The sequence below is a fragment of the Novosphingobium sp. KA1 genome (assembly GCF_017309955.1).
Lineage (GTDB): Bacteria > Pseudomonadota > Alphaproteobacteria > Sphingomonadales > Sphingomonadaceae > Novosphingobium.
In genome coordinates this window covers 394,937-418,247 of sequence record NZ_CP021247.1, presented here as the reverse complement: position 1 = coordinate 418,247, position 23,311 = coordinate 394,937, and the positions used below count along the sequence as shown (strand labels likewise).

Below are 23,311 nucleotides of genomic sequence, written 5' to 3'. Positions count from 1 at the left end.
CATCCCCGCGAAGGCGGGGATCCCGCTTGTCCTTGCGGGCGTGGCAGAAGCGGGGCCCCCGCCTTCGCGGGGGCGACGAGGATGATGGTGCAAGATTAGTGGCGGTTTGGGCGCATCGGTGCGGTCGAGCGCGGCTCTTCCACCCTCCGCGCGAATCTCACCCCCGCAGCGACTGCATCCGCTGCAGATACCGCGCCAGCACGTCGATTTCGAGGTTCACCCCGTCGCCCGCCTTGAGCGCGCCGATGGTGGTGACTTCGGCGGTGTGCGGGATGATGTTGAGCATGAAGTGGCAGCTGCCGTCGCTCTGGTCGGCGACGTCGTTCACGGTCAGCGAGACGCCGTCCACCGTGATCGAGCCCTTGGGGGCGAGGTAGGGCGCCAGTTCCGCAGGCGCCGCGATCACGAAGCGCAGCGAATCGCCTTCGGGCGTGATGCTGGCCACGGTGCCGACGCCGTCGACATGGCCGGTGACGATGTGTCCGCCCAGTTCGTCGCCCAGCTTGAGCGCCTGTTCGAGGTTCAGCGAGGTGCCTTCGGTCCAGCGTCCGGGGACGGTGCGCGCGACCGATTCGGCGGAAATCTGCACCGCGAACCAGGCATCGCCTTCGCGGCCGCCTTTGTCGATGACGGTGAGGCACACGCCCGAGCAGGCGATCGAGGCGCCCATGGCGATCCCGGCAGGGTCCCAGGGGCAGGTGATGACGGCGCGCAGGTCGCCCGACTGGCGGGCTTCGCGGATCTGGCCGACGGCGGTGACTATTCCGGTGAACATAGGCTGCTTTCGTAGACTTCGAGGGTGTCGCTGCCAAGCCGCCGCCGCGTGGTCAGCGACCAGCGGCCGTGGGCATCGGCAAGGCGGGCGAGGCCGTAGTCACCGAGCGCCGGGCGGCCGCCGACCAGGATCGGCGCGCGGTAGAGCAGCAGGCGATCGACCAGTCCGGCGGCGAGGAAGGCCGTGGCGGTGACCGCGCCGCCCTCGACAAAGAGGTATTGAACGCCTTCCATCGAGGTAATCGCCTCGGGCGAGGGCAGGGCGCGCCAGCCGTCGGGCGCTGCGCCGCGGGTCAGTACCCAGCGTTCGGGGCTGCGCGCGGCAAGGCCGGGCAGGCGCACGTCGAGGCGTGGGTTGTCCGCCCGCAGGGTGCCGCCGCCGACCAGGATGGCATCGGCTTTGGCGCGCATGGCGTGGGTGTGGGCGCGGGCCTGGGGCCCGGTGATCCACTGGCTCTCGCCGTTCGCCATGGCCATGCAGCCGTCGAGCGAGAGCGCCAGCTTCAGCGTCACTTCGGGGCGGCCGAGGCGCTTGGAAACGAGGTAGCCGGACAGGCTGCGCGTGCAGGCGGGCGAGGGCAGGTATTCCGCCTCGATCCCGGCCGCGCGGATGCGGGCGAGGCCTTCGCCGGAGGTGCGCGGATCGGGGTCCATGCAGCCGATCACCACGCGCGCCACGCCCGACGCGCAGACAAGGTCGGCGCAGGCGGGGCCGCGGGCGGACTGGTGCGCGCAAGGTTCGAGAGTGACGTAGAGCGTGGCGCCGCGCGCCGCCTCGCCCGCTGCGGCGAGGGCCACGGCTTCGGCATGGGGGCGACCGCCCGGCTGGGTCCAGCCGCGTGCGATGACTTTGCCATGCTTGACCAGAATCGCGCCGACGCCGGGATTGGGGCGGCTCAGCGGTCGCGCCCGCGCGGCCAGCGCCGCCGCCGCCGCAAGCCAGCGGGCATCGCTCACTGCTGTTGCTGGGTCTGGGATTGTGCGGATGTGCCGGACGCGGCCGGTTGTTCGTCGTACTTGGGCATCGTCACGCCTTCGGGCAGCTTCGGTGCGCCGATGCGCTTGGCCTCGGCGGCCTTGCGGGCGGCTTCGTCGGCCTCGGCCTCGCGCGCGATCTTGTCCACGTCCATCCCCGAATAGCGGCCGATCACCTTGTACATCTCGCGCACGTCCTTGTCGCGGCGGGCGAGTTCGGCGGCCCAGGCTTCCTTGCGCTTCTGGTTGTCGAGGTTGGAGGCCATGATCTCGGCATCGCTGCGGTGTTCGGGCAGCACGGTGATCCAGGTCACCTTGGGCGGCAGGTGCGGGCCCTTGGCCTCCTGGTTCACCATCAGGTAGAACACGCCGAAAGTGCAGGCGGCCGAAACCGCGGCGATGCGCCAGCGGTTATGCCCGGCCTGCTTCCAGACCGCGCGGAAATCCGCGATCATGCCGACGGGATTGACGTCTTTCCAGTATCCGGTGCGCTTCAGTAGACCCATGGGCCGCTATGTAGGCGTTTAAGTGCTGTTTGAAAATCCGCCGTGGGCGGATTTTAGCGGCACCGGCCCACTGCCCCAAGCTCGTCACGGATGTGACGAGCCCATCAAACAAAAGACAGAACGCTACCCGAAGGGTACATAGAGACTGCGGCCCTTTTCTTTCAGCCAGCGATTGGCCGAAGGCACGCTGCCTTCGAAGATTTTTGCCAGGAAGGCATGGAACGCGGGCGAGTGATCGAAGTGGACCAGATGCGCCACTTCATGGGCAACGACCGAGCGGCGCACCGAATCGGGGGCCATGATGAGCCGCCAGTTGATGCGGATCGAGCCGTCCGCCGCGCAGGAGCCCCAGCGGCGATTGGCGCTCGACAGCGCGAGCGCGGGCACGGCTTGCCCGGCCACGGCACAGTAATGCTCCAGATCGTCCGCCAGCAGCGTGCGCGCCTCGGTTTCCAGCCAGCGCTTGAGCCGGGCGGGCAGCGAGGATTCCGGGCCGCCTACCAGCAACTCGCCATCATCGGGCACCGGGCGGCGAGGGTAGGCGGCGTCGTGGCGCAGGACCAGCACCTCGCCCCGGAAGGAAAGGGGGGTGCCGTCGGCCAGCGGCCGTGCCTCGGGCAGCGCCTCGATCTGGATCGCCAGCCAGGACCGCTTGGACTGGGCGAAGGCGACGGCATCCTCGGTGCGGGTCCAGCGCGGGACCGAGATGCGGATCTCGCTGCCGTCGGGGGCGAGCCGCATGGTCATGCGCCGGGCATTGGCAAGGCGGCGGATCAGGATGGGCACTTGCCGTCCGGCGATCTCGACCACCGGGTCCTCGTCGGGAGCGCGGCGCAGCCAGTCGAGCACGCCTATCGGCTCTCCTGTTCGCCGGCCCAGGGGGCGGGGCCCTCGGCCTCGATCTCCCAGTCCTCCATCTCGTCCTCGCCATAGGGCCAGACGATGTGGTTCTCGAGCGGGCCCGCCACCGTCTCGCTGACCGCCTTGCCGGCGACGGACATGCCCGCCGCGTGCACGGAATTGCGGTCGCCGCTGACGAGATAGTGCCATTCGGGCAGCGGATCTCCGTCCGCGCGCAGACGGTAGGCGCAGCTTGGCGGCAGCCACGAGAGCCTGCCCGCCGATTCCGGGGTGAGCTTGAGGCAATCGGGCACGACCTTGCGGCGCCCCGGATAGTCGCTGCACTGCGCGGTCTTGAGGTTCAGCAGCTTGCAGGCGACATTGGTGTGGTAGATCTCGCCGGTGTCGGCATCTTCCACCTTGTGCAGGCAGCACTGTCCGCAGCCGTCGCACAGGGCTTCCCACTCGCCGCGGTCGAGGGTGTGGAGCGGCCGCTCCCAGAAGGGTCGTTCCCCGTTCGTCGTCATGATGGCGCGAATTCTACGCTCAGTTCACCCATTTGGCGAGTTCGCCGGCCACTGCCTCGGGGCCCTTGTCCACCGGAAGCATGGCGATCGGCTTGCCGTCCGGGTCCATCAGGTAGGCGATGCGGCTGTGGTCCATCAGGTATCCGCCGGGCGTGTTCTCGCCCTTCTTGTAGTAGACCGCGAAGGCATCGGCGGCCTGCTTGACCTGCGCGGCGCTGCCGGTGAGGCCGAGCAGGCGCGGGCCGAAGGCGCCGGTCCACTGGCCGACGATCTCGGGCGTGTCGCGCGCGGGATCGATGGTGACGAAGATCGGCTGCACCTTGGCGGCGGCGGCCGCATGGTCCCTGGTGAAGAGCGCAAAGCCCTTCATCATCGCCTGGACGTCCATCGGGCAGGCATCCGGGCAGAACGTGTAGCCGAAGTAGACGATGCGCCACTGGCCCTTGAACGAATCCCAAGTATGCGGTTTGCCGGCCTTGTCGAAGAGCGTGAACGGCCCGCCGATTTCCGCGCCCTCGAGCGGCGGATGCTCCTCGCGGCCCTGTCCGCAGGACGCCAGCGGCACGGCGCAGGCCAGGGCCAGGCCCAGCATGGGCGCGGATGTGGAAACGGCAAGCAGCCGGCGAAACGGGGAAAGGTAGGTCATGGCGCCGCGCTTCATGCTCTGCTAGAGCCGCGCGTGCAAGGGTGCGATTTGACGGCGCATCGGGGCTGGCGTCGGAGACGGACGGGCCGCCCGGACGGCGCCGTGGACCCAGTCTGGAAGGATAATCAAACGTGTCGAAGACGATCTCCGGGAACGCCACAGGGTTTTCGCGCCGGATCCTCGCTGCGGGGCTGGCTGCACTCGCGGCGGGCATGACGCTCGCCTCGCCTGCCCATGCCGATTACTCGGAAGGCTACAAGTTCCTCGAATCGGTCAAGAAGAAGGAAGGCGAAAAGGTCGAGAAGGCGCTGATGGAGAACAGCCAGATCGTCAACGCCAAGGACGTGACGACCGGCGAGACCGGCCTGCACATCGTCACCCAGCGCCGCGACCTCACCTGGCTGGCCTACCTCATCGGCAAGGGCGCCAACGTGAATGCGTCGGACGACCATGGCCGCACCCCGCTGCAGCTGGCCGTCAGCCTCGGCTGGCGCGAAGGCGTGGCACAGCTGCTCGATGCCAAGGCCCAGCCCGATCCGACCAACGACGCGGGCGAGACGCCGTTGATCTTCGCGGTGCACCGCAAGGACGTCGACATGGTCAAGACCCTGCTCCAGGCCGGTGCCAGCGCCGATCGCGCCGACAACTCGGGTCGCAGCGCGCGCGAGTATGCCAATGTCGAGGCGGGCAAGACCAGCCAGCTGGCGCAAGTGATCGAGCAGTTCGGCGCCAAGGGCAGCAAGCCCAAGGCGGTTTACGGACCCGTGATGTAACCGTGGGGCACCACGCCGTGGCGGAATACTGGCCGGCCGGATGGTGCCGGCGCGAAGGAACAGAGTGATGGAAGAACCTCAGACGCTGGAGGCGCTGCGGCGCCAGCTTGCCCCGGCCATCGCCGATGCCGCGGCATTCGACGGCTGGAGCGTGAAGGCGGTGGACGAGGCCGCGCGCCTCGCCGGGGTCGATCCCGAACTGGCCCGTTATGCCTTCGCGGAAGGCCAGATGGCGATGATCTCGGCGTGGATTGCCCATGTCGATGCCGAGATGGCGCGCAGCGTCCCGGCGGCCTCGCTGGCCGGACTGCCGATTCGCGAGCGGATCCGCCGTCTCGTCATGGCCCGGCTCGATGCCGTGGCCGGACGCGAGGAAGCGCTCAGCCGGGCGCTGGCGGTCATGGCGATGCCGCGCAACGTGCTCGCCGCCACGCGCCTGGGTTGGCACAGCGCGGACGCCATGTGGCGTCTCGCCGGCGATACCGCCACCGATTACAACCACTATACCAAGCGGGCGATCCTCGGCGCGATCTATGCCGCCACGCTCAAGGTCTTTGCCAGCGACACCAGCGAGGATGCGGTCGGCCCCAAGGCCGAGACCCGCGCGTTCCTCGACCGCCGGATCGAGGGCATCATGCGTTTCGAGAAGGCCAAGGCGCAATGGCTGCGCCCGAGCGAGGAGCGGATCAGCCTGGTGCGGCTGATGGGGCGCCTGCGCTATCCGGCGCGCTGAGCCGCTGGCGGTGGCCTTGTGCTGCCGGGTTTCGCTGTTTCCTGCCTTTTCGATTGCAGGAATAGCGACAGACATGTCCGGTTAAGCGGGCTATTGCGAACAAGTTGCAATTGAATCGGTAATCTGGCAGCGCAGCCCGCATGACTCTCGACCAGCTTCCTATCGGCCAGTACGCCCGCATCGTTTCGGTGGACTGGAATGCCCTCGTTGAAGAGGAGGCGCGCCGCCTGCGCGCGCTCGGGCTAGAGGAGGGCGCGCGGGTCTCGATCGCGCATCGCGGGATCTTTGTCGGCCGTGACCCGGTCGCCATTGCCATCGGCCGCATGATCGTGGCCGTGCGCCGCGCCCACGCCCGCGCGATGACCGTGCTGCCGCTCGACAAGGTCCAGGCCGAACCCGAAACCGATGAGGCCGCCGTCGCTGCCGGTACGCCCACCAGTTCAGGAGTGGCCGCATGAGCCGCCAGCGCAAGGTCGCCCTCGTCGGCAATCCCAATGCGGGCAAGAGCGCGCTGTTCAACGCCCTGACCGGCGCGCGCCAGAAGATCGCGAATTATCCCGGCGTCACCGTGGAGCGCAAGTCCGGCCGCCTCGTGCTGCCGACCGGCGAACCGGTGGAGATGACCGACCTGCCGGGCGCCTACAGCCTCGATGCCACCAGCCCCGACGAGGAAGTGACCGCCAAGGTCATCGCCGGCCAGTTCACCGGCGAGGCCGCGCCCGACGTGCTGGTGGTGGTGCTCGACGCCTCCAACCTCGAACAGCACCTCGTCTTTGCGCAGGAAGTGCTGGCGCTGGGCAAGCCGACCGTCGTCGCGCTCAACATGGTCGATCTTGCCGAGCGGGACGGGCTGGTGATCGACCCTGCCGTGCTGCAGGAAGAACTGGGCGTGCGGGTCGTCTCGACCGTCGCCGTGCGCCGCCGCGGTCTTGTCGAACTGGCCGAGGCGATCGCGTCCGCCGAAACCCGCCATCCCGGCCCCGGCCTCACCGCGCTCGGCGCCACCGAGCGCCGCGTGGCCGCCCATGCCATGGCCGATGCGGCGATCCTCTCCGAATCGAAGCGCCACCGCCTCCATGCCCGGCTCGACAAGGTGCTGCTGCACCCCTGGCTCGGCTTCCTGATCATGATGGGCGTGTTCTTCGTGATGTTCCAGGCGGTGTTCGCCTGGGCGACGCCTTTCGCCGATGCCCTCGATGCCAGCGCGAGCTGGCTTCACGACAGCGTCAAGGCGGCGCTTCCCGCCGGCCTGCTGCGCGATCTGCTGACCGACGGGGTGATCGCGGGCGTGGGTGCGGTCGTGGTGTTCCTGCCGCAGATCGTCATCCTCTTCGCCTTCATCCTGGCGCTGGAGGCCTCGGGCTACATGGCCCGCGCCGCCTTCCTGATGGACCGGATTATGTCGTTTGTCGGCCTGTCCGGCCGCAGCTTCATTCCGCTGCTGTCGAGCTTCGCCTGCGCCATTCCCGGCATCATGGCGACCCGCTCGATCACCGATCCCAAGGACCGCCTGACGACGATCCTGGTCGCCCCGATGATGACCTGTTCGGCGCGCCTGCCGGTCTATGCGGTGATCATCGGCGCCTTCATCCCCAACACGGCCGTGGGCGGCGGCGTGCATCTCCAGGGGCTGGTGCTGTTCGCGCTCTACGTCGCGGGCATCGTCGGGGCCATGGTGGTGGCGCTGGTGCTGCGCAGCACGGTCACCAAGGGCGCGGCTTCGGGCTTCATCATGGAACTGCCCAAGTACCAGCTGCCCCGCCTCAAGGACATGGCGATCGGCCTGTGGCAGCGCGCCTGGATCTTCCTGCGCCGCGCCGGCACGATCATCTTCACCGTCACCGTGGTGCTCTGGGTGCTGCTGAACTTCCCGCAGGCGAAGCCCGGCGAGAGCCAGGTCGATGCCTCGATCGCGGGCAAGATCGCCAATGGCCTTGCCGTGGTGGTGGAGCCGATCGGCTTCAACCGCGACATGGCGCTGGCGCTGATCCCGGCCATGGCCGCGCGCGAGGTGGCGGTCTCGTCGCTGGCGACGACGTATGCCGTCGATGCGGGCGATAACGAGGACCAGCAGGCCGTCGAACTGGGTGACCGGCTGAAGGGCCGCTGGACCCTGCCGATGGCGCTGGCGTTCCTGGCGTGGTTCGTCTTCGCGCCGCAGTGCATGTCGACGATCGCCGTCACCCGGCGCGAGACCAACGGCTGGAAGTGGCCGGCCTTCATGCTCGCCTACCTGTTCGGCCTGGCCTACATCGCGGCGGGGGCGACCTACTGGATCGCGGTGAGCGCGGGGCTCTAGGCGGCGTGGACAAATTCCTCGAGGTCACGATAGCCCCCATGTGCCCCCGGCGAGGCGCGCGGACGCGGGAAGAGTGGTTCTCTTTCAAGGCCGTGCAACGCTGCCGGGGGGCACATGGGGGCTACCCCGAAGGGGCCGGACCAAAACCCGCCACTTCGGCGTCGGTTCGGCTTGAACTATCGACATAGTCCTGCGCCTCATCTCCTTGAATTGACGGGTTTTGCCTCCGGTCGTGACCTCGAGGAATTTGTCCACGCCGCCTAGCAAACCGGGCCTGTAGAAAACCGGGGGCTTCAGACTCGCATCGCCGGCCCCCATTCGCTACCCCGTTCGCCAAGATTCAGAAGAAAGCGATTCCATCATGGCAGGCAGCGTCAACAAGGTCATTCTGATCGGCAACCTGGGTGCCGATCCCGAGGTGAAGTCGTTCCAGAACGGCGGCCGCATCGCCAATCTGCGCATCGCGACCTCGGAAAGCTGGAAGGACCGCGCCACCGGCGAGCGCAAGGAACGCACCGAGTGGCACTCGGTGGTGATCCAGAGCGAAGGTCTGGTCGGCGTGGTCGAGCGGTTCCTGCGCAAGGGTTCGAAGATCTACATCGAAGGCCAGCTGCGCACGCGCAAGTGGCAGGACCAGAACGGTAACGACCGCTACACCACCGAAGTCTCGGTTGGCGGCGTCGGCGGCGTGCTGACGATGCTGGACGGCGCGCAGGGCGGCGGCGGCGGTGCCCGTGGCGGTTCCGGCGGCGGCTGGAACGAAGGCGGTTCCTCGGGTGGTTCCTCGGGCGGCGGCTATGGCGGCGGTGGCCGTTCGGGCGGCGGTTCGTCAGGCGGCAACGAATGGGGCCGTTCGGGCGGTTCGTCGGGTGGCTCTTCGGGCGGCGGCGACGAATGGGGCCGCACGCCTTCGTCCTCGGGCGGCGGTTTCGGCGACGACCTCGACGACGACATCCCGTTCTGATCGGCTTTTGCCGGACCGTATCGAAGCAAGAAGGCAGCGGAAACGCTGCCTTTTTTTGTGCCCGGCGCGGTTGGTGCGCCTGGCGGACAGGCCGGGGAGGCGATGCCGGTTAGGCGTTTGCGCGCTCCAAGGCGCTTTCCACTACATGATTGCCCCTAGCATGGGGTCTGCCAATCCTTTGCAAATACCGGATAAATCGCTCTCTTGCAGATCGCCTTTGGCACGCTGCGCGCCAGATCCGGCGCAAGTCAGGATCCAGGGACTGGCTTCGGGAAGGGCAGGCATGTTCGATTGGTTCGAGAAAGAGGCTCCGATCCGCGCCAAGTTCCGGGCGCTGCTCTATCTTCACGGGCTCTGGGGGCTGGTGGGCCTGCTTGGGGCTGCCCTTGCCGCATTCGGCTGGATGATCCCCGGAATCGGCTGCGCGGTTCTGGCGCTGGCGGGCGGGCTGGTGACGGTCCGGATCAGCGGCAGGCTGATCTGCGACCCTTATGTCGAGACCGTGGTGCGCATGTAGGCGCTGGCGGGCGGCGATCTTTCCAGTCCCATCCGCTTCACCGACCACAACGACTGCGTGGGCCGCATGACCAAGGCGATGGCGGTGTTTCGCGACAATGCCGCGCAAGTCCAGCGCAGCGCGGGCGAACAGCAGGCCGTGGTCGAGGGGCTCGAACGCGGCCTTTCGGCGATCGAGCAGGGCGACATGACCACCCAGCTCGGCCAGCCTTTCGCCGCGGCCTATGAAGGTCTGCGCGCGAGTTTCAACCGCACCGTAGGCGGTCTCGAGGGGAGCATGGGGCAAGTGGTCGCCTCGGCCGAATGCGTGCGCTCGGGCTCGGCGGAGATCCGCGCCGCCTCGGACGACCTGGCCGAACGTACCGAACTGCAGGCCGCAACGCTGGAGCAGACCACGGCCTCGATGAAGCATGTGACCGGCATGGTCGGCGAGACTGCCCGCAGCGCGGCCGACGTGCGCAACGCGGTGACCGCCGCGCACGGCGATGCCGACGAGGGTGCCTCGGTTGTACGCAGTGCCATCACGGCGATGGCGGCGATCGAGAAGAGTTCGCTGGAGATCAACCAGATCATCGACCTGATCGACGGTATCGCCTTCCAGACCAATCTCCTGGCGCTCAATGCCGGGGTCGAGGCAGCGCGCGCGGGCGATGCCGGCAAGGGGTTTGCCGTTGTCGCCAACGAAGTGCGGGCACTGGCCCAGCGTTCCTCCGACGCCGCGCGCGACATCCGCGCGCTCATCACCAATTCCTCCACCCAGGTGAGCCAGGGGGTCGATCTGGTCGGGCAGACCGGGCGCATGCTGGAGCGCATCGGCACGAAGATCGCCGAGGTGAACGCACTGGTCGATGCCATCGCCAAGGGCGCGGAACTGCAGGCCGATACCCTGGGCGACATCGGCAAGGCCGTGATCAACATGGACCAGATGGTCCAGCAGAACGCCGCCATGGTCGAGCAGACCGCGGCGGCCGCCCGCAGCTTGGCCTCCGAGGCCGAGCAACTCTCCGGACTGACCGGGCGCTTCCGGCTGAAAGGAGGCGCCAAGGCCTCGTCTCGCCGCGCGGCGTCGTCGCCATCGGTGTCGTCGCTACCGGTTTCGGTGCCGGGGGGCAGTGCCTCCGACCGCTCGGCCAGCCCGGCGCCGCGCCTTGCGGCGCTGCCGCCGGTCAGCGGCAATCTTGCCCTGAGCCCGGCCGCTTCGGGGGATGACTGGGCCGAATTCTAGGGCGGAGTTTTAGGACCGAATTTCAGGGCCCCGATCCGATCGGCCGCGTCCCGCTTCCGAAAACTGCAAGTGCCGGGCAGGGATCAGCAATGTTATCTCACAATCGCAAGGTCTAAGGCGGCGCCAGCGCTGCCCGGCCCTATACCTCCTCCGGGCGGCGCACCGGCTATCCGAGGTTTGATCATGCGCCACCTGCCCCTGCTGCTTTGCGCGGCATTCGTTTCGCCCGCCGCTACCCTCGCCGTTACTTTCGCCACCCCCGCGCTTGCCGATGAGGCTTATGTCGAAGGCACCGGCGGCGTGATCTGGAACCGCGAGGATACCCATGCCGTCGCCGGCGCGGCGGTGGGCTATGACGTAGATCTGGGCGAGCGTTTCTTCGTCGGGGCCGAAGGCCTTGCGGAAAAGACGCTTGCCGATGATACCCGCGTGGTCTGGGGCGTGGGCGGCCGTGTCGGCGCCCGCGTGCTGCCGGGCGCCAAGCTCTACGCGGCGGCGAACTGGCAGACCAAGGACTGCCGCGAATGCGGCAGCGCGGTCGGCCTCAGCACCGGCTGGGAGCAGGACCTCACCAAAAGCGTCTACGCCAAGCTCGAATACAAGCACGTGCTGATCGGCGACGGCGAACCCGATGCCGACATGGTCGCCGTGGGGCTGGGCTACAAGTTCTAGGCCGTAAACTCATAAACGGCATCATCGAGGTTTGAGGCAAAATGGCTCAGCGGCAGGAGGGAAGGCGCTGGAATATGTCGATATTTCAAGACTTCCCGACGCAGCGCTGGGCCATTTTGGGCAAATCCCGCAGGGACGCCCAAATGGCTTCCATCTCGAACCGAAGCTGCCTTGGACGGGCAACCAGCCCGTCCGGCGGCAACTTCGGCCCGAGCTGTTCGCCATTTGGGCGCCTCGATGGTGCCGTTTATGCGTTTACGACCTAGGCCGTATCGAAGACATACCCCAGCGAGCGCACGGTGCGCAGCGGGTTGCCCGCGCCCACGCCCTTGAGGGCGCGGCGCAGGCGGCCGATCCACACGTCCACGGTGCGTTCGTCCACCGCCGGTTCCTGCTTGCCGAGCGCGGCGATCAGCTGGGTGCGGGTGAACACGCGGCCGGGGTGCTCGATGAAATAACGCAGCAGGCGTAGCTCGTTGGGCATCAGCGCGATCGGCTTGCCCTGCCAGCGCGCCTGGAAGGCGGCGACGTCGACCGAGAGTTCACCCTGGGCCAGCACCCGCAGCCCGATGCTTTCCTGTTCGCCGATATTGGCGCCCAGCACCCGGTCGAGCAGGGCGCCGCGGGTCAGCGGGCCGACGATATAGTCGTCCGCGCCCATGCGCAGCGCGCGCTTGCGGTCTTCCTGGTTGTCCTCTTCCAGCACCATCGTCACATGGGCATTCTGCGTCAGCCCGTCGGCGCGCAGGCGGCGGCACAGTTCGAGGCCGGACATTTCCGGCAGCACCCAGTCGATGAACACCCAGAGCGCGCCTTCGATCAGCGGCAGCTCTCCGCTGTCGTGCCAGCGATGCAGCACGACGTCGAAATCGTCATGACGAAAGGCCGCGAGTCCGCCGGAAAGCTCGCATGCCAGGAAGATATCGATCCGCTTCATGACCCCCCTGGAGCGTTTTTTCGCATCAGGTGGAGCACCCGATGACTTGGAAAATGCGAAAACGGGAAACGGGAGTGTTCGAACCGATCTGATCGGTCCGCAAACTGCTCCAGCCCGGTGTCGCGAGTTGTTGCGAGCGGGTAATTGCCGCGTCAGTGTGACGAGCAAGTGACATATCGATGACATGCCCAAGAAATTGGCAGTACTTTGAAGGGCGATCCGCCTGCCGCCGTCGCTGTCATCGAAGTGACCCGCAACCGTCACGCCCGCGCAACGCGTCCATGCGAAATATGACAGAGCTGGAACGGGGCAGAAACGGGGTCCGGATCGATGCGCAACGACATGCAGGCTCTTCTCGAACGCGGTGCCTACGGCCTTGGCGGCGGTGATGGCGGCGGCAATATTCCGGCCTGGCTGGACTTGCCCGATCCCAAGGGCTTCCGCCCCAAGCGCAAGTACGAAACCGTTTGGATTTCCGACATCCACCTCGGCACGCGCGGCTGCAATGCCGAGATGCTGGTGGACTTCCTGCGCTCGGTCGAGTGCAGGACGCTTTATCTGGTGGGCGACATCGTCGACGGCTGGCGGCTTTCCAAGGGCTGGTACTGGCCCGACGCACACAACGAGGTGATCCGCCGCATCCTCAAGATGGCGCACCGCGGCACGCGCGTGGTCTTTGTGGCCGGCAACCATGACGAGATGCTGCGCGACTATGCGGGCCTCACCTTCGGCGGTGTCGAACTGGTGCTGGAAGCGGTGCACGAAACCAAGGACGGCCGCCGCCTGCTGGTGACGCATGGCGATGCCTTCGACGGCGTGGTGCTCTACCACAAGTGGCTCGCGTTCCTGGGCGACAAGGCCTACGGCGCGCTGCTGCGGGCGAACATCGTGTTCAACGCGGTGCGCCGCAAGCTGAAGATGCCCTACTGGTCGCTCTCGGCCTACATGAAAAAGAAGGTCAAGAACGCCGTCCAGTACGTCTGCAGCTTCGAGGAAGCGGTGGCCACGGAAGCCATCAACCGCGGCTTCGACGGCGTGGTTTGCGGCCATATCCACTGTGCGGAAATCCGCGAATTCGGCGGCATCACCTATTACAACGACGGCGACTGGGTGGAAAGCTGCACGGCGCTGGTGGAAGACGCGGCGGGACACCTTTCGATCCTCGACTGGATCGCGGAAACCGGAGGGCACACCGCCCCGGCGGACGCCCATCTGGAGGCCGCCGAGTGAAGCTGACGCTGGCGACCGACGCCTGGCTCCCCCAGGTCAACGGCGTCGTCCGCTCGCTCACCACCACTCTGGATGAGCTTACCCGGCGCGGTCACGAAGTCGATACGCTGACGCCGGACCTGTTCCTGACCGTGCCGATGCCGGGTTACGCCTCGATCCGCCTCGCCATGGCACCGCGTTTCGGGGTGCGGCGCATGCTCGACCGGACCCGGCCCGACATCGTCCATATTGCCACCGAAGGCCCGATCGGCTGGGCCGCGCGCGGCTGGTGCCTCTCGCGCGGGGTGCCGTTCACTTCCGCGTTCCACACGCGCTTTCCCGAATATGCCTCGGTGCGCACCGGGATCAGCGCCGAGCGGTTCTGGCCGATCATGCAGCGCTTCCATGCCCCGAGCCAGGCGGTTCTGGTCTCCACCCAGAGCCTCGCCGCCGAACTCGCCGGGCGCGGTATCGGCCATACCCGGCGCTGGAGCCGGGGCATCGACCACACCCTGTTCCGCGCCGAGGGCCCGCGTCACCCGCTGATGGCCGCGCTGCCGGGGCCGGTCATGCTCAATGTCGGCCGCGTGGCGCCGGAAAAGAACCTCGAAGCCTTCCTCGACGCCGATGTGCCGGGCAGCAAGGTGGTGGTGGGCGACGGTCCGGCGCTGGACAGCCTGAAGCGCCGCTATCCGCATGTCCACTTCCTCGGCGCGCTGGCGGGCAAGGAACTGGCAAGCGCCTACCGCACCGCCGATTGCTTCGTGTTTCCCAGCCTGACCGACACCTTCGGCCTCGTGGTGATCGAGGCGCTGGCCTGCGGCACACCGGTCGCCAGTTTCCCGGTGACCGGGCCGGTCGACATCCTTGGCCTTGACGGCTGCGGGGTGGACGAACCGCTGGCCCGTCCGGCAGGCGGCGTGGACAAAGACCTTGCCGTGGCCATTCGCGCTGCCCTGAAGGTCGAACGCATGGATGCGGCCGCGCTCGGCGCGCAGTTTTCGTGGGAGCGGGCCACCGATCAGTTCCTCGCGGCGCTGACGGCGGCGCTGGAGGGCGATCGCGGACTGCTCAGCGCGGCGTAAGTTCTACCGGAACCCCAGGCTGCGGGAGATCAGCGCCGCTTCCGCCACGACCAATCGCGCCAATTCCGCCAGCCGGTCCCCCGCGCGCGCGGTCGGCGCGGCGATCACCAGCGCGCCGAGGACCTGCCCCGCCGCATCGCGGATCACCGCCGCCGTGCCGGTAACGCCTTCCGCCGCCTGATCGACCGTCTGCGCATAACCCTGCTCCCGCGCCGCCTCTATCGCTGTGCGCAGCCCGGCGCGGTCCACCAAGGTTGTCGGCGCGAGGCGCTGGGCGTTGAGCCGCTTGAGGTAGCTCTCCACCGCCTCGGCCGAGCAGGTCGCCAGCAGCGCGCGGCCGCCCGCGGTTGCATAGAACGGGCGCCGGTCACCGATGGCAACGAGATACCGCACCACATGCGCGCTTTCGACGAGATCGACATAAGTCATGCTCTCGCCCTGCATATCGCCGACCGCGAGCAGCACCGTCTCGCCGCTGGCGGTGCTCAGGCGGCGCATGCCGTCGCGGATCAGGTCCGAACTCTGGAGCCGCCGCCGGGCCTCGGTCAGCGCGCTGCCCAGCCCGAAAGCGCCGGGGCCGAGCCGCCACATGGCGTCGCTGCCGATCACGAAACCCTCGTCGGCAAGGCCGCGCAGCAGGGCGGCAAGGCTGCTCTTGGGCGTGGCGAGGCGGCGGCTGAGATCGGCCAGCGACACCGGCTCGCTGCTGGCGCAGAGCGCTTCCAGCAGGCGGATCACCCGCGTTACCGACTGCGGCGAGGCCGCCCGCCGTTCCGTCACTTGCACACCTTCTGCCATCCTGCCTCACCGAAACGCGGGAATGACTTCGTCCGCGAAGACTTTGGCATAGGCAAGGAAACGCTCCGCCGGAAGCCCGGGCGGCATCATCATCGTCACATGCTCCACCGGCGCCGTCCCGCGCAGGCGGCGGAAGTGGTCGATCGCCTCGGCGGGGGTGAGGATGCGCAGCGCGCCGCTGGCCTTGAAGCTGGCGAGGTCCATCGCCTTCATCGCCGGATCGTCGATGCCCACGGCGCTGTCCTCCGCCATCCAGGCGGCATAGGAATTGGTGACGTGCAGGAAGTGCGGTGCCAGCTCCTCCATCGCCGCCGCCTTGTCGTGCGCGACGACCAGCGTGAGTTCCTGCACCCAGACATGCGCCTCGGCCGGGTCCTTGCCCTGTTCCTCCAGCTTCTGCCGATAGAGCGGCCAGACTTCGGCATTGCCGAAGTAGCCGTCGCCGTATCTGGCGACGCGCTCCATCGCCTTGGGCGCAAAGCCGCCGATGTAGAGCGGCACCTGCCCCCGGCTGGAGAGGGCGGCGATGCGTGCGCCTTCCAGCCGGAAATGCTCGCCGGCAAAGTCCACCGTCTCGCCGGCCCAGAGCCTGCGGACCACGTGCAGGAACTCGTCGAAACGTGCGCCGCGCTTGCGGAAGTCGAACCCATGCGCGGCATATTCCCGCGCCCGGTAGCCGATGGCGAGGCCCATCCTGAGCCGCCCGCCCGAGAGCGCATCGAGCACCGCGCAATCCTCGGCAAATCGCAGCGGTTCGTAGAGCGGGGCAAGCGCGATGCCGGAGCCCAGCGCCATCCGTTTTGTGCGCGCGGCGATGGCGGCCAGCAGGACCATGGGCGAGGTCATGTAGCCGTCCTCGGCGAGATGATGCTCGGGCACCCAGGCGCCATCGAAACCGAGCGCTTCGGTCTCGGCGATCACGTCCAGCACTTCGGCATGCAGCGCCTCGGGCGCGCGGTGCCAGGGCGCCGGATTGCGCATGTCGTAGAGATATCCGAAGCCCAATTCCCGCACTGCCTGCTCTCCCTTTATGGAGGCGAGCCTAGCGCGGGGCGACCGCGCGGGCCATCGAGGGGCAGGGCGCCGGGGCGATTATCGCTTTTTTCGTTTCGCAGGTACCGGCTTTTTCGCGGGCGTTGCGGCGGGACAGGGCCAGGCCTTGCGGGTGGCGGTGAAGACCAGCGAGGAGGCGGGGGCGCTCAGGCTCCGGGGATTGTCCTCGAGATAGGCGAGCGTAACCTCGCGCAGGCGGCTGATCGTCACGTCCGCGGGAATGCAGCTCTTGAGCTTGTTGGCCTCGCGCGTGGTGTTGAACGCGTCGACGGCGCCGGTGATGTAGGCGATGCACTCGTAGGAGTGCTCGACGTACGCCTTGTCCTTCTTGGGGACGGAGCAGGTCTTGTAGAGGTCATCGCCGCTGTAGAAGCCCGCGCTGGCGGTGACCGGGGCCAGACCGAGCGCGGCACAGGCGGCGATGCAGGCCAGTCTTGCGCACGTCATCGGCGGTTGTTCCTTATTCACGATCCGGGGCCACGATCCGGTAAATTGGCGGGAACCTCTTATGTTCCCGCCAATTCCGGCAAAGTTCTAGCCCAGCAGGCCGGCGGTCTGCGCGAGCAGCCAGAGGCCGATCACCAGGAACAGCAGCGCGGCCACGGTGCGCACCACGTTGAGCGGCACCCGCTTGATGAGGGCGTTGCCGAGGAACACGGCGGGCACGTTGGCCAGCATCATGCCGATGGTGGTGCCGGCCATGACCGGGATCACGCTCTGGAAACGGGCGCCGAGCGCGATCGTCGCGATCTGGGTCTTGTCGCCCATCTCGACCAGGAAAAAGGCGATGGCGGTGGCGATGAAGGGGCCGAAGCGGCTGGGCTTGGGCTCGTCGTCCTCGTCGAACTTGTCGGGGATCAGGGTCCAGGCGGCCATGGCGATGAAGCTGAACGCGATCAGGTAGCGGAACCACTGGCCGTCGAGGAAGGCAGAGGCCTGTTCGCCGACGAGGGCGGCGAGGAAGTGGTTGGCGATGGTCGCCACGAAGATGCCCGCGACGATCGGCCAGGGCTTCTTGAAGCGGGTGGCCAGGACGATGGCCAGAAGCTGGGTCTTGTCGCCGATTTCGGCAAGGGCGACCACCGCGGTCGAGGTCAGCAGCGCTGACGAGAACAGGACGGGCAAATGCAATCTCCGGGCCGGGCGACAGACAAGACAATAGCGCGGCAGAACCCGCCCGGCCGGACGGAGCTGCAACGCCATTGGTCTCGCCCGGACGGTGATCCGTCCTCCCGTGCGCCATGGTCTCTCGACCAAGTATGTTGACGACGGGTCCTGCGGGGACGCAGGCGGCTACTCCCCAGATGACGGGCCGGCGCATAGCGTGCTTCGGTGCCGCGCGCAAAGAAAAAACCGGCGAAAAAAAGGCCCCTCGAGAAAAGACCCGGCCGCGTGAAGCGACCGGGTCCTGAGGTGCGGCCGGGAGGGCAAGGACCTCCCGGTGAGAACGGAAATCAGAACTTGGCCGAGGCGGACAGCGTGAAGACGCGGCCCTGGTCGTAGGTGTTGTAGTTGACCTTGCCGTCTTCCATTTGCTGGTATTCCTGATGGCTGCGGCCGGTGAGGTTGCGGCCTTCGAACTTCAGCTCGATCTGCTTGTTTTCCGACAGCTTGATGCCCTGGCGGATCACCAGGTCGATGGTCAGGCCGGGGTATTCGAAGATGTCGGGCTGGCCCGAGTTGGCAAGGCCGCGGCTGACCGCGCGCTTGCTGGCGTAGTTGAACAGGATCGTCTGCTGCGACAGGCTTTCGGTGTCCTCGAAGCCGATCTGGGCATTGGCGATGTGCTTGGACTGGCCGGTCAGCGGCGCGCCGTTGGTGAAGTAGTCGGTGGCGAGCGAGGTGCCGGTACCGGCGCCGTAGATGCGCACGGTATCGCCGTCCTTCACCTTCAGTTCCGACTTGGTGAAGGTGTAGTTGCCCAGCAGCAGCAGGCGGCGGGTCTCGAACAGGCCGCCCCAGCTGTCCAGCGGCACGTACTTCTGGAACTCGACCTCGGCGCCGTAGAGGTTGGCCTTGGGCGCGTTGGCGTAGGAGGTGATGAAGGATTCCGAACCGGTCAGGAACGATTCGATCGGATTGTCGATCCGCTTGAAGAAACCGCCCACCGCGATCCGCTGATCCGGCGCGAAGTACCATTCCCAGCGCGCTTCGGCGTTGTAGAGCTGGCTGTCCTCGAGGAACGGGTTGCCCTGGTAGGTGCGGTTGCTGTCGGGGTCGAAGTAGGGTTGGTAGAGCAGTTCGCGGAACTGCGGACGGGCGAGCGTCTTGGACGCGCTGGCGCGCACCTGCATGCCGGGCTGGACTTCGTACGTCAGCGTCAGCGCGGGCAGGATATACTCGTTCTTGAGATCGGTCGCCTTGCTGGGGGCGGCTCCGATCGGGCGCAGGATCGTCGATTCCTTGGCATATTCCCAGCGCAGGCCGAAATCGAACGACAGTGCGTCGGTCAGCTGGCCGTCGAGCTTGCCGTAGAAGGCGTGGTTGAGCAGGCGCGAATCGAACTGGGCGGTCGAGGCGTCGGGTTCACGCAGTTCCAGGCCGTAGTTGACGCCGTTGTCCGCCAGGTACCAGGTGCCCGGCTGGAGCAGCACGTCGAGGCGCAGCAGGCCGAAATTCGAGATCTGCGTCTGGTCGCCATTGGCGTAGATCGCGAAGGACCGGCGCGTGTTGGTGCGCGAGTTGATCTGGTAGGCATAACCCACCGTGCCCGTCCAGCCCGGTGCGAACTGGTGCGAGAGGTCGGCCCCGGCCGACCACACGTTCTCGTTCAGGCGCGAGAAGGTGATCGTGGTCGGGTCCTGGTTGCCGTTGCCGAGACGGTTGACGAAGTATTCGCCGTAAGGATCCGCTGCGGTGTTGGTCCGCAGGTACTCGGCGTTGATCTCGAAGGGCGCGAGACGCTTGGAGTTGGCATAACCGGCGCGCAGGTCGATGGTGGTGTCGTCGGCGGGCTTGAACTCGCCGACCAGCTGGGTGTCGATCAGCTGGCGCTCGTACCACGCGGTGGTCTGCTCCATGTAGTCGGCATTCGGGTTGTTCTCCCGTTTGCCGAGGCGCAGGCCGGTGTGCTTGTCGGTGTCGTGGATATAGACGTTGGTCCAGCGGATCGAGTTCTCGCCCCACTCCAGGCCCATGCCGACGAGGGCATTGGCGACGACGCGGTTGTCGGTGTTGACCGCGGTGAAGTTCTCGAACAGCTGGTCGGGATCGGCGGTCACGCCCTGGGCGCGCTGCTGGGTGATCTGCTTGGTCTGGGTCTTGTTCGAATAACCCGCCGCCGCGATCACGCCGAGCGTGGCGCCGCCGAGATCGAACCGGGTGCCGGCCGAGATGTCGGCGGACCAGTTCGGCTGGACGTGGTCATCCTTCTGGACCACCGCGTTGCGGCTGGTCACCAGCTGGCCGCCAAGTTCCTTGGCAAGGTCGCTGGTCGGAGTGATGACCTCGTTACTGTTGAAATAGGCCTGCAGCGCCGAGGGGACCGAACGGTTGCCGTTGTCCCAGCCCGTCCAGTCGGTCTTCGAACCGTAGTAGGTGTAGCCCAGCTTGTTGGTGGTCTCGGTGTCCCAGCCCAGGCCGCCGCCGAACTCGAGGAAGCTTTCCTCGGGGATCGCCTTGGTGGTGAGGTTGATGACGCCGCCGCCGAATTCGCCGGGGAAGTTCGCCGAATAGCTCTTCTGGACAAGCGAGGAGGCGACGATGCTGGTGGGGAAGAGGTCGAGCGGGACCACGCGCTTGAGCGGCTCGGGGCTGGGCAGCGGCGAGCCGTTGAGCAGGGCCAGCGAATAGCGGTCGCCGAGGCCGCGCACGTAGACGTAGCCGTTGCCGACCACCGAAAGGCCGGTCACGCGGCCCAGCGCGCCGGCGATGTCGCCTTCGCCGGTACGGGCGATTTCCTCGGAGGAAAGCACCGAGATGACCTGCGGGGCGGTGCGCATGACGTTGCGGCTGCGCTGGCCGGTGACGATGATCGCGCCGCCGGGGACCGAGATGTCGGGCGCCTGCCCCTCATCAGCCCCGTCCTGCGGGCTCGCGGCATCGGTGGCGGTGGTGGAAGTGGTGCTGTCCTGCGCCCACGCCAGGCTCGGCGTGAGGATCGTCGTGGAAAGCAGCAGCAGCGATGCGAGCCGCGGCGTGGTCATGTCTGGTCCCCCTGGAACACTTGGAATTTCGTTGGCAGAGCGTGGGTCTTGGCCCGATGCGATAAAGGGGAGCGGCCGCGCTGGACCGCTCCCCCGAAATCGCGGGCGGTCCGATCAGGTGGTCGGCAGCACCGTGCAGCTGTAGGTGGAACCGAACGCGCCGGTGGCGTTGTTGCAGGTCCAGCCCTTGTACCAGGTGTCCGAGGCATCCTTGACGGCGCCGATGTAGGTGGCCGCGGTGAAGAAGCTCGAGAGCGTGGTGAGGCCGGTGTAGGCGGCGACGCCGCTTTCGTTCGTGCCGTTGACGAACGTGCTCGTCAGCGTCGAGGTGAAGGCGTCGTTGTTGTTGTTGCTGCCCGAGCCGAACTGGCTCTGGGTGTTGGCGGCGGTATAGCTGCCCGAGCCGAGATACTTGGTCGAGTTGCAGCTCATCACCACCGAGTAGGCCTTGAGCGTCGCCGGCGTGGTGCCGGTGCCGTTGAGGCGAAGGCACTCGTTGTTCGGGGTGTTGATCACGCCGTTGACGAGCGTCACGTCGGCATTGCCGCGGATCAGCAGCGAGGCGAGGTCGTTCGCTTCGTTGTTCGAGCTGACGGCGGGCTGGACCATCGTGAAGTTGGCGATCACGGTCTTCTGGCGCGGGGTGTCGGTTTCCAGGCCGTTCGAGTCGGCCTCGACCATGGCGTCGCCGCCGCCGCTGCGCTGGAGCAGCAGCACGTACTGGAAGTTGCCCTGCAGGCCGGTGTCGACGTCAAGGCTGTCGTCGTCGGCGTTGACCGCGATGTAGTGCTTGAAGTTCACGGCGCCGCCGAAGAACTCGGCACCGTCGTCCGAGCTGTTGACCGACTGGAAGTATTCCAGCGTGGTGCCGGTGCCGATGCCCTCGGCGGTCAGCGACTGCAGTTCCTTGCCGTTCGACAGCACGAAGCCCGAATAGCGGATCTGCACGTACTTCATCGTGCCGGCATTGTAGGTGTTGTCGGCGCCGCCGAAGACGGCCTTGTTGACCGCGCCCTCGGTGTCGCGTTCGCAGGTGGCGGCGGCGGTCGAGCCGTAGTTGCAGTCGGTCACCACGCCGCGGCCGAGCAGCACGACGCCGCCCCACTGGCCCTGCGCGCTGTCGTCGAAGCCGCTCGGGCGGGTGACGTTCTGGACGCTGGTGAAGATGATCGGGGCCGAGGCGGTGCCGGTCGCGCTGATCTTGTTGCCGCGGTTGACCGCGAGCCAGGCCGGTTCCGAACCGTTTTCGCCGTAGACGATCACGCCCGGATCGATCGTCAGGGTGACGTTGGTGTCGGCAGTCAGGGTGCGTCCGCCGCAGCTGGCGGTGGTGGTGGCGAAGGGCTTGGCCGCCGTCGGGGCCGAGAAACCGCCGTCGCAGCCGACGTCGACGCGGCCGTTCAGGCGATAGAGCACGCCGGCGACCTTGGGCAGGGCCGAGCTGACGTCGACGAGTGCGGGCAGGGTGCAGACGCGCCAGGTGCCTTCGGGGCTGGTGATGACGCCGTCGTTGGTCAGCGTAACGCCGCCGGTCGAGGGGCACGAAGCCGCCGCGGTCACGGTGCCCGAAGTGGGCGTCGGGGTCGGCGTGGGGGTCGGCGTCGGATTGTTGATCACGATGCTGCCTGCGCCCGGCGAGGCAACGTCGTCGGCGCCGCAACCGGCAAGTGCAAGGGCGCTGCAGCCGAGCAGCAGCATGCCATGGATAGTCTTCACGTGAGTTCCCCCGTTGGACAGGTCGCTACGAGACGGCGAGTCCGCCTTCGCTGTGAGGGGCGTCTAGGCCGAGGGGGTGACAGTTTGTTGGCGTTACCGTGACAGAAATATTCGGTTGGATGACCGCAATATGACGGCAACATCGATTTGGCGCCGGTTGGCCTACGCAGGTCTGCTTATGTCCGCCGAAACGGACATCGACTCGCTCGTTTCGAGACGATTCACGCTTTGATTGCAGTTTTATGACACTTGCGTCATTTTCTTGCGGGCGCGCGTTTTCCGGCGGATGTTGCATGCAATCAACAGATCGAACCGGGAGAACTGCCGTGTCCCTTGCCGCCCTTGCCCTCGCCGTCCTGCTTGCCCAGTCGCCCGCCTCGCTGGCCGTGGCAGAGCCGACGCATGACCGTGTCGACGTCGCCTATGACGAACTTTCCGCCGGCAGGGCGCAGGATGCGCTGCGCAAGCTGGAGGCCGCCGGGGCGCCGAAGTCGGACGATCCGGCCACCCTCATCAACCTCGGCGCGGCCTATGTCGCCAATGGCCAGACCGAGAAGGCGCTCGCCAGCTACCGTGCCGCCGTCAACAGTCCGGAGCGCTACGATCTCCAGCTGGCGGACGGGACCTGGGCCGATTCGCGCTTTGCCGCACGCCGTGCGCTGGGCCAGCTGCTGCGCGCCAATGCCCAGGCCTCGCGCTGATCCCAGCCGCCGCTCCGGTGATGCCCTGAGGGGGCGCGGAGGGCGGTGAACCGCTCTCCGTCTCCTTCCCGCACCCGTCCCTGATCCTTTTCCCCTTCGGGTCGCGCCATGCGGGGAAGGGGCGCGGCCTGCGCGATCTGTCGGCGGTTTGCCGTGAGTCGCGATGGCGGTTTCGTGATTCTTGCGTCAGGATTGCAACACGACGGTCGATTTTGCC

General features: G+C 67.2%; 23 protein-coding genes, 1 pseudogene and 1 riboswitch. Of the genes and pseudogenes, 11 read left to right on the top strand and 13 right to left on the bottom strand.

Translation table 11 applies throughout. The annotated features are described in order from the left end of the window. Positions 1-157: 157 nt before the first annotated feature. The 6 genes from CA833_RS02065 to CA833_RS02040 form a co-directional block, all read right to left on the bottom strand. Positions 158-775, bottom strand: a complete 618-nt coding sequence (locus tag CA833_RS02065) for a riboflavin synthase (protein WP_142632536.1) — start codon at positions 773-775, stop codon at positions 158-160. Further along, positions 760-1,731 carry a bifunctional diaminohydroxyphosphoribosylaminopyrimidine deaminase/5-amino-6-(5-phosphoribosylamino)uracil reductase RibD gene (gene ribD, locus CA833_RS02060; RefSeq protein ID WP_207079063.1) on the bottom strand — a complete coding sequence of 324 codons (972 nt, stop codon included), beginning with the start codon at positions 1,729-1,731 and terminating at the stop codon, positions 760-762. Before ribD ends, CA833_RS02065 begins: the two co-directional genes overlap by 16 nt. Then, complete coding sequence (locus tag CA833_RS02055; protein ID WP_242526225.1) at positions 1,728-2,255, bottom strand: hypothetical protein; 528 nt, start codon at positions 2,253-2,255, stop codon at positions 1,728-1,730. Before CA833_RS02055 ends, ribD begins: the two co-directional genes overlap by 4 nt. A gap of 123 nt (positions 2,256-2,378) precedes the next feature. Then, positions 2,379-3,104 carry a M48 family metallopeptidase gene (locus CA833_RS02050; protein WP_142632538.1) on the bottom strand — a complete coding sequence of 242 codons (726 nt, stop codon included), beginning with the start codon at positions 3,102-3,104 and terminating at the stop codon, positions 2,379-2,381. A gap of 2 nt (positions 3,105-3,106) precedes the next feature. After that, positions 3,107-3,622 carry a YcgN family cysteine cluster protein gene (locus tag CA833_RS02045; protein ID WP_207079062.1) on the bottom strand — a complete coding sequence of 172 codons (516 nt, stop codon included), beginning with the start codon at positions 3,620-3,622 and terminating at the stop codon, positions 3,107-3,109. 19 nt (positions 3,623-3,641) lie between these two features. Further along, on the bottom strand, positions 3,642-4,268 hold the full coding sequence (locus CA833_RS02040) for an SCO family protein (RefSeq protein WP_242526224.1): 627 nt from the start codon (positions 4,266-4,268) through the stop codon (positions 3,642-3,644). A gap of 131 nt (positions 4,269-4,399) precedes the next feature. Here CA833_RS02040 and CA833_RS02035 point away from each other — a divergent pair, with 131 nt between their 5' ends. The 8 genes and pseudogenes from CA833_RS02035 to CA833_RS02000 all read left to right on the top strand — a co-directional run bounded on the left by CA833_RS02035 (position 4,400) and on the right by CA833_RS02000 (position 11,450). Beyond that, positions 4,400-5,041 carry an ankyrin repeat domain-containing protein gene (locus tag CA833_RS02035; RefSeq protein ID WP_242526223.1) on the top strand — a complete coding sequence of 214 codons (642 nt, stop codon included), beginning with the start codon at positions 4,400-4,402 and terminating at the stop codon, positions 5,039-5,041. Between the two features lie 67 nt (positions 5,042-5,108). Further along, positions 5,109-5,774, top strand: coding sequence for a COQ9 family protein (locus CA833_RS02030; RefSeq protein ID WP_142632541.1), 666 nt, complete (start codon positions 5,109-5,111; stop codon positions 5,772-5,774). Between the two features lie 140 nt (positions 5,775-5,914). Beyond that, positions 5,915-6,142, top strand: a pseudogene (locus tag CA833_RS02025) (ferrous iron transport protein A); the annotation flags it as partial. Positions 6,143-6,228: 86 nt separating this feature from the next. Next, positions 6,229-8,073: a ferrous iron transporter B gene (locus CA833_RS02020; RefSeq protein ID WP_207079060.1), complete on the top strand. Its 1,845-nt coding sequence runs from the start codon at positions 6,229-6,231 to the stop codon at positions 8,071-8,073. Positions 8,074-8,434: 361 nt separating this feature from the next. Further along, a complete protein-coding gene (gene ssb, locus CA833_RS02015) occupies positions 8,435-9,037 on the top strand; it encodes a single-stranded DNA-binding protein (protein ID WP_305082434.1) in 603 nt (200 codons plus the stop codon). 283 nt (positions 9,038-9,320) lie between these two features. After that, positions 9,321-9,554 (top strand): hypothetical protein, encoded by a 234-nt coding sequence (locus CA833_RS02010; RefSeq protein ID WP_207079059.1) that lies wholly within the window; start codon positions 9,321-9,323, stop codon positions 9,552-9,554. 66 nt (positions 9,555-9,620) lie between these two features. Then, the gene (locus CA833_RS02005; protein ID WP_207079058.1) at positions 9,621-10,778 is read left to right on the top strand and encodes a methyl-accepting chemotaxis protein; all 1,158 of its coding nucleotides are present in this window, start codon (positions 9,621-9,623) and stop codon (positions 10,776-10,778) included. A gap of 183 nt (positions 10,779-10,961) precedes the next feature. Continuing rightward, positions 10,962-11,450 (top strand): outer membrane protein, encoded by a 489-nt coding sequence (locus CA833_RS02000; protein ID WP_207079057.1) that lies wholly within the window; start codon positions 10,962-10,964, stop codon positions 11,448-11,450. A gap of 262 nt (positions 11,451-11,712) precedes the next feature. Here CA833_RS02000 and CA833_RS01995 read toward each other — a convergent pair whose 3' ends face one another. Further along, a complete protein-coding gene (locus CA833_RS01995; RefSeq protein WP_142632547.1) occupies positions 11,713-12,387 on the bottom strand; it encodes a response regulator transcription factor in 675 nt (224 codons plus the stop codon). A 330-nt stretch (positions 12,388-12,717) separates the two neighbouring features. On the opposite strand from CA833_RS01995, the gene CA833_RS01990 reads away from it, so the two are divergent. Together CA833_RS01990 and CA833_RS01985 are read left to right on the top strand one after the other, a co-directional pair. Further along, positions 12,718-13,617, top strand: a complete 900-nt coding sequence (locus CA833_RS01990; RefSeq protein ID WP_142632548.1) for a UDP-2,3-diacylglucosamine diphosphatase — start codon at positions 12,718-12,720, stop codon at positions 13,615-13,617. Beyond that, a complete protein-coding gene (locus tag CA833_RS01985; RefSeq protein WP_142632549.1) occupies positions 13,614-14,681 on the top strand; it encodes a glycosyltransferase family 1 protein in 1,068 nt (355 codons plus the stop codon). Before CA833_RS01990 ends, CA833_RS01985 begins: the two co-directional genes overlap by 4 nt. Before the next feature lie 3 nt (positions 14,682-14,684). Here CA833_RS01985 and CA833_RS01980 read toward each other — a convergent pair whose 3' ends face one another. The 6 genes from CA833_RS01980 to CA833_RS01955 all read right to left on the bottom strand — a co-directional run bounded on the left by CA833_RS01980 (position 14,685) and on the right by CA833_RS01955 (position 22,393). Further along, a complete protein-coding gene (locus CA833_RS01980) occupies positions 14,685-15,479 on the bottom strand; it encodes an IclR family transcriptional regulator (protein WP_207079056.1) in 795 nt (264 codons plus the stop codon). A 6-nt stretch (positions 15,480-15,485) separates the two neighbouring features. Continuing rightward, on the bottom strand, positions 15,486-16,493 hold the full coding sequence (locus CA833_RS01975; RefSeq protein ID WP_242526222.1) for an LLM class flavin-dependent oxidoreductase: 1,008 nt from the start codon (positions 16,491-16,493) through the stop codon (positions 15,486-15,488). A gap of 78 nt (positions 16,494-16,571) precedes the next feature. After that, a complete protein-coding gene (locus CA833_RS01970) occupies positions 16,572-16,979 on the bottom strand; it encodes a Rap1a/Tai family immunity protein (RefSeq protein WP_142632551.1) in 408 nt (135 codons plus the stop codon). Positions 16,980-17,066: 87 nt separating this feature from the next. Further along, entirely contained in the window at positions 17,067-17,657 is a 591-nt protein-coding gene (locus CA833_RS01965) for a TMEM165/GDT1 family protein (RefSeq protein ID WP_242526221.1), read from the bottom strand. A gap of 58 nt (positions 17,658-17,715) precedes the next feature. After that, positions 17,716-17,847: riboswitch (yybP-ykoY riboswitch) on the bottom strand. A 139-nt stretch (positions 17,848-17,986) separates the two neighbouring features. After that, positions 17,987-20,677, bottom strand: a complete 2,691-nt coding sequence (locus CA833_RS01960) for a TonB-dependent receptor domain-containing protein (protein WP_207079055.1) — start codon at positions 20,675-20,677, stop codon at positions 17,987-17,989. A 114-nt stretch (positions 20,678-20,791) separates the two neighbouring features. Further along, entirely contained in the window at positions 20,792-22,393 is a 1,602-nt protein-coding gene (locus tag CA833_RS01955) for a hypothetical protein (protein WP_207079054.1), read from the bottom strand. 326 nt (positions 22,394-22,719) lie between these two features. Here CA833_RS01955 and CA833_RS01950 point away from each other — a divergent pair, with 326 nt between their 5' ends. Next, a complete protein-coding gene (locus tag CA833_RS01950; RefSeq protein ID WP_207079053.1) occupies positions 22,720-23,094 on the top strand; it encodes a hypothetical protein in 375 nt (124 codons plus the stop codon). Positions 23,095-23,311 lie beyond the last annotated feature (217 nt).

Coding starts and splice junctions, on each gene's coding strand:
- CA833_RS02065 (WP_142632536.1), bottom strand. CDS start 775: ATGTTCACCGGAATAGTCACCGCCGTCGGCCAGATCCGCGAAGCCCGC.
- CA833_RS02055 (WP_242526225.1), bottom strand. CDS start 2,255: ATGGGTCTACTGAAGCGCACCGGATACTGGAAAGACGTCAATCCCGTC.
- CA833_RS02045 (WP_207079062.1), bottom strand. CDS start 3,622: ATGACGACGAACGGGGAACGACCCTTCTGGGAGCGGCCGCTCCACACC.
- CA833_RS02040 (WP_242526224.1), bottom strand. CDS start 4,268: ATGACCTACCTTTCCCCGTTTCGCCGGCTGCTTGCCGTTTCCACATCC.
- CA833_RS02030 (WP_142632541.1), top strand. CDS start 5,109: ATGGAAGAACCTCAGACGCTGGAGGCGCTGCGGCGCCAGCTTGCCCCG.
- CA833_RS02020 (WP_207079060.1), top strand. CDS start 6,229: ATGAGCCGCCAGCGCAAGGTCGCCCTCGTCGGCAATCCCAATGCGGGC.
- ssb (WP_305082434.1), top strand. CDS start 8,435: ATGGCAGGCAGCGTCAACAAGGTCATTCTGATCGGCAACCTGGGTGCC.
- CA833_RS02010 (WP_207079059.1), top strand. CDS start 9,321: ATGTTCGATTGGTTCGAGAAAGAGGCTCCGATCCGCGCCAAGTTCCGG.
- CA833_RS02005 (WP_207079058.1), top strand. CDS start 9,621: ATGACCAAGGCGATGGCGGTGTTTCGCGACAATGCCGCGCAAGTCCAG.
- CA833_RS02000 (WP_207079057.1), top strand. CDS start 10,962: ATGCGCCACCTGCCCCTGCTGCTTTGCGCGGCATTCGTTTCGCCCGCC.
- CA833_RS01995 (WP_142632547.1), bottom strand. CDS start 12,387: ATGAAGCGGATCGATATCTTCCTGGCATGCGAGCTTTCCGGCGGACTC.
- CA833_RS01990 (WP_142632548.1), top strand. CDS start 12,718: ATGCGCAACGACATGCAGGCTCTTCTCGAACGCGGTGCCTACGGCCTT.
- CA833_RS01980 (WP_207079056.1), bottom strand. CDS start 15,479: ATGGCAGAAGGTGTGCAAGTGACGGAACGGCGGGCGGCCTCGCCGCAG.
- CA833_RS01970 (WP_142632551.1), bottom strand. CDS start 16,979: ATGACGTGCGCAAGACTGGCCTGCATCGCCGCCTGTGCCGCGCTCGGT.
- CA833_RS01960 (WP_207079055.1), bottom strand. CDS start 20,677: ATGACCACGCCGCGGCTCGCATCGCTGCTGCTGCTTTCCACGACGATC.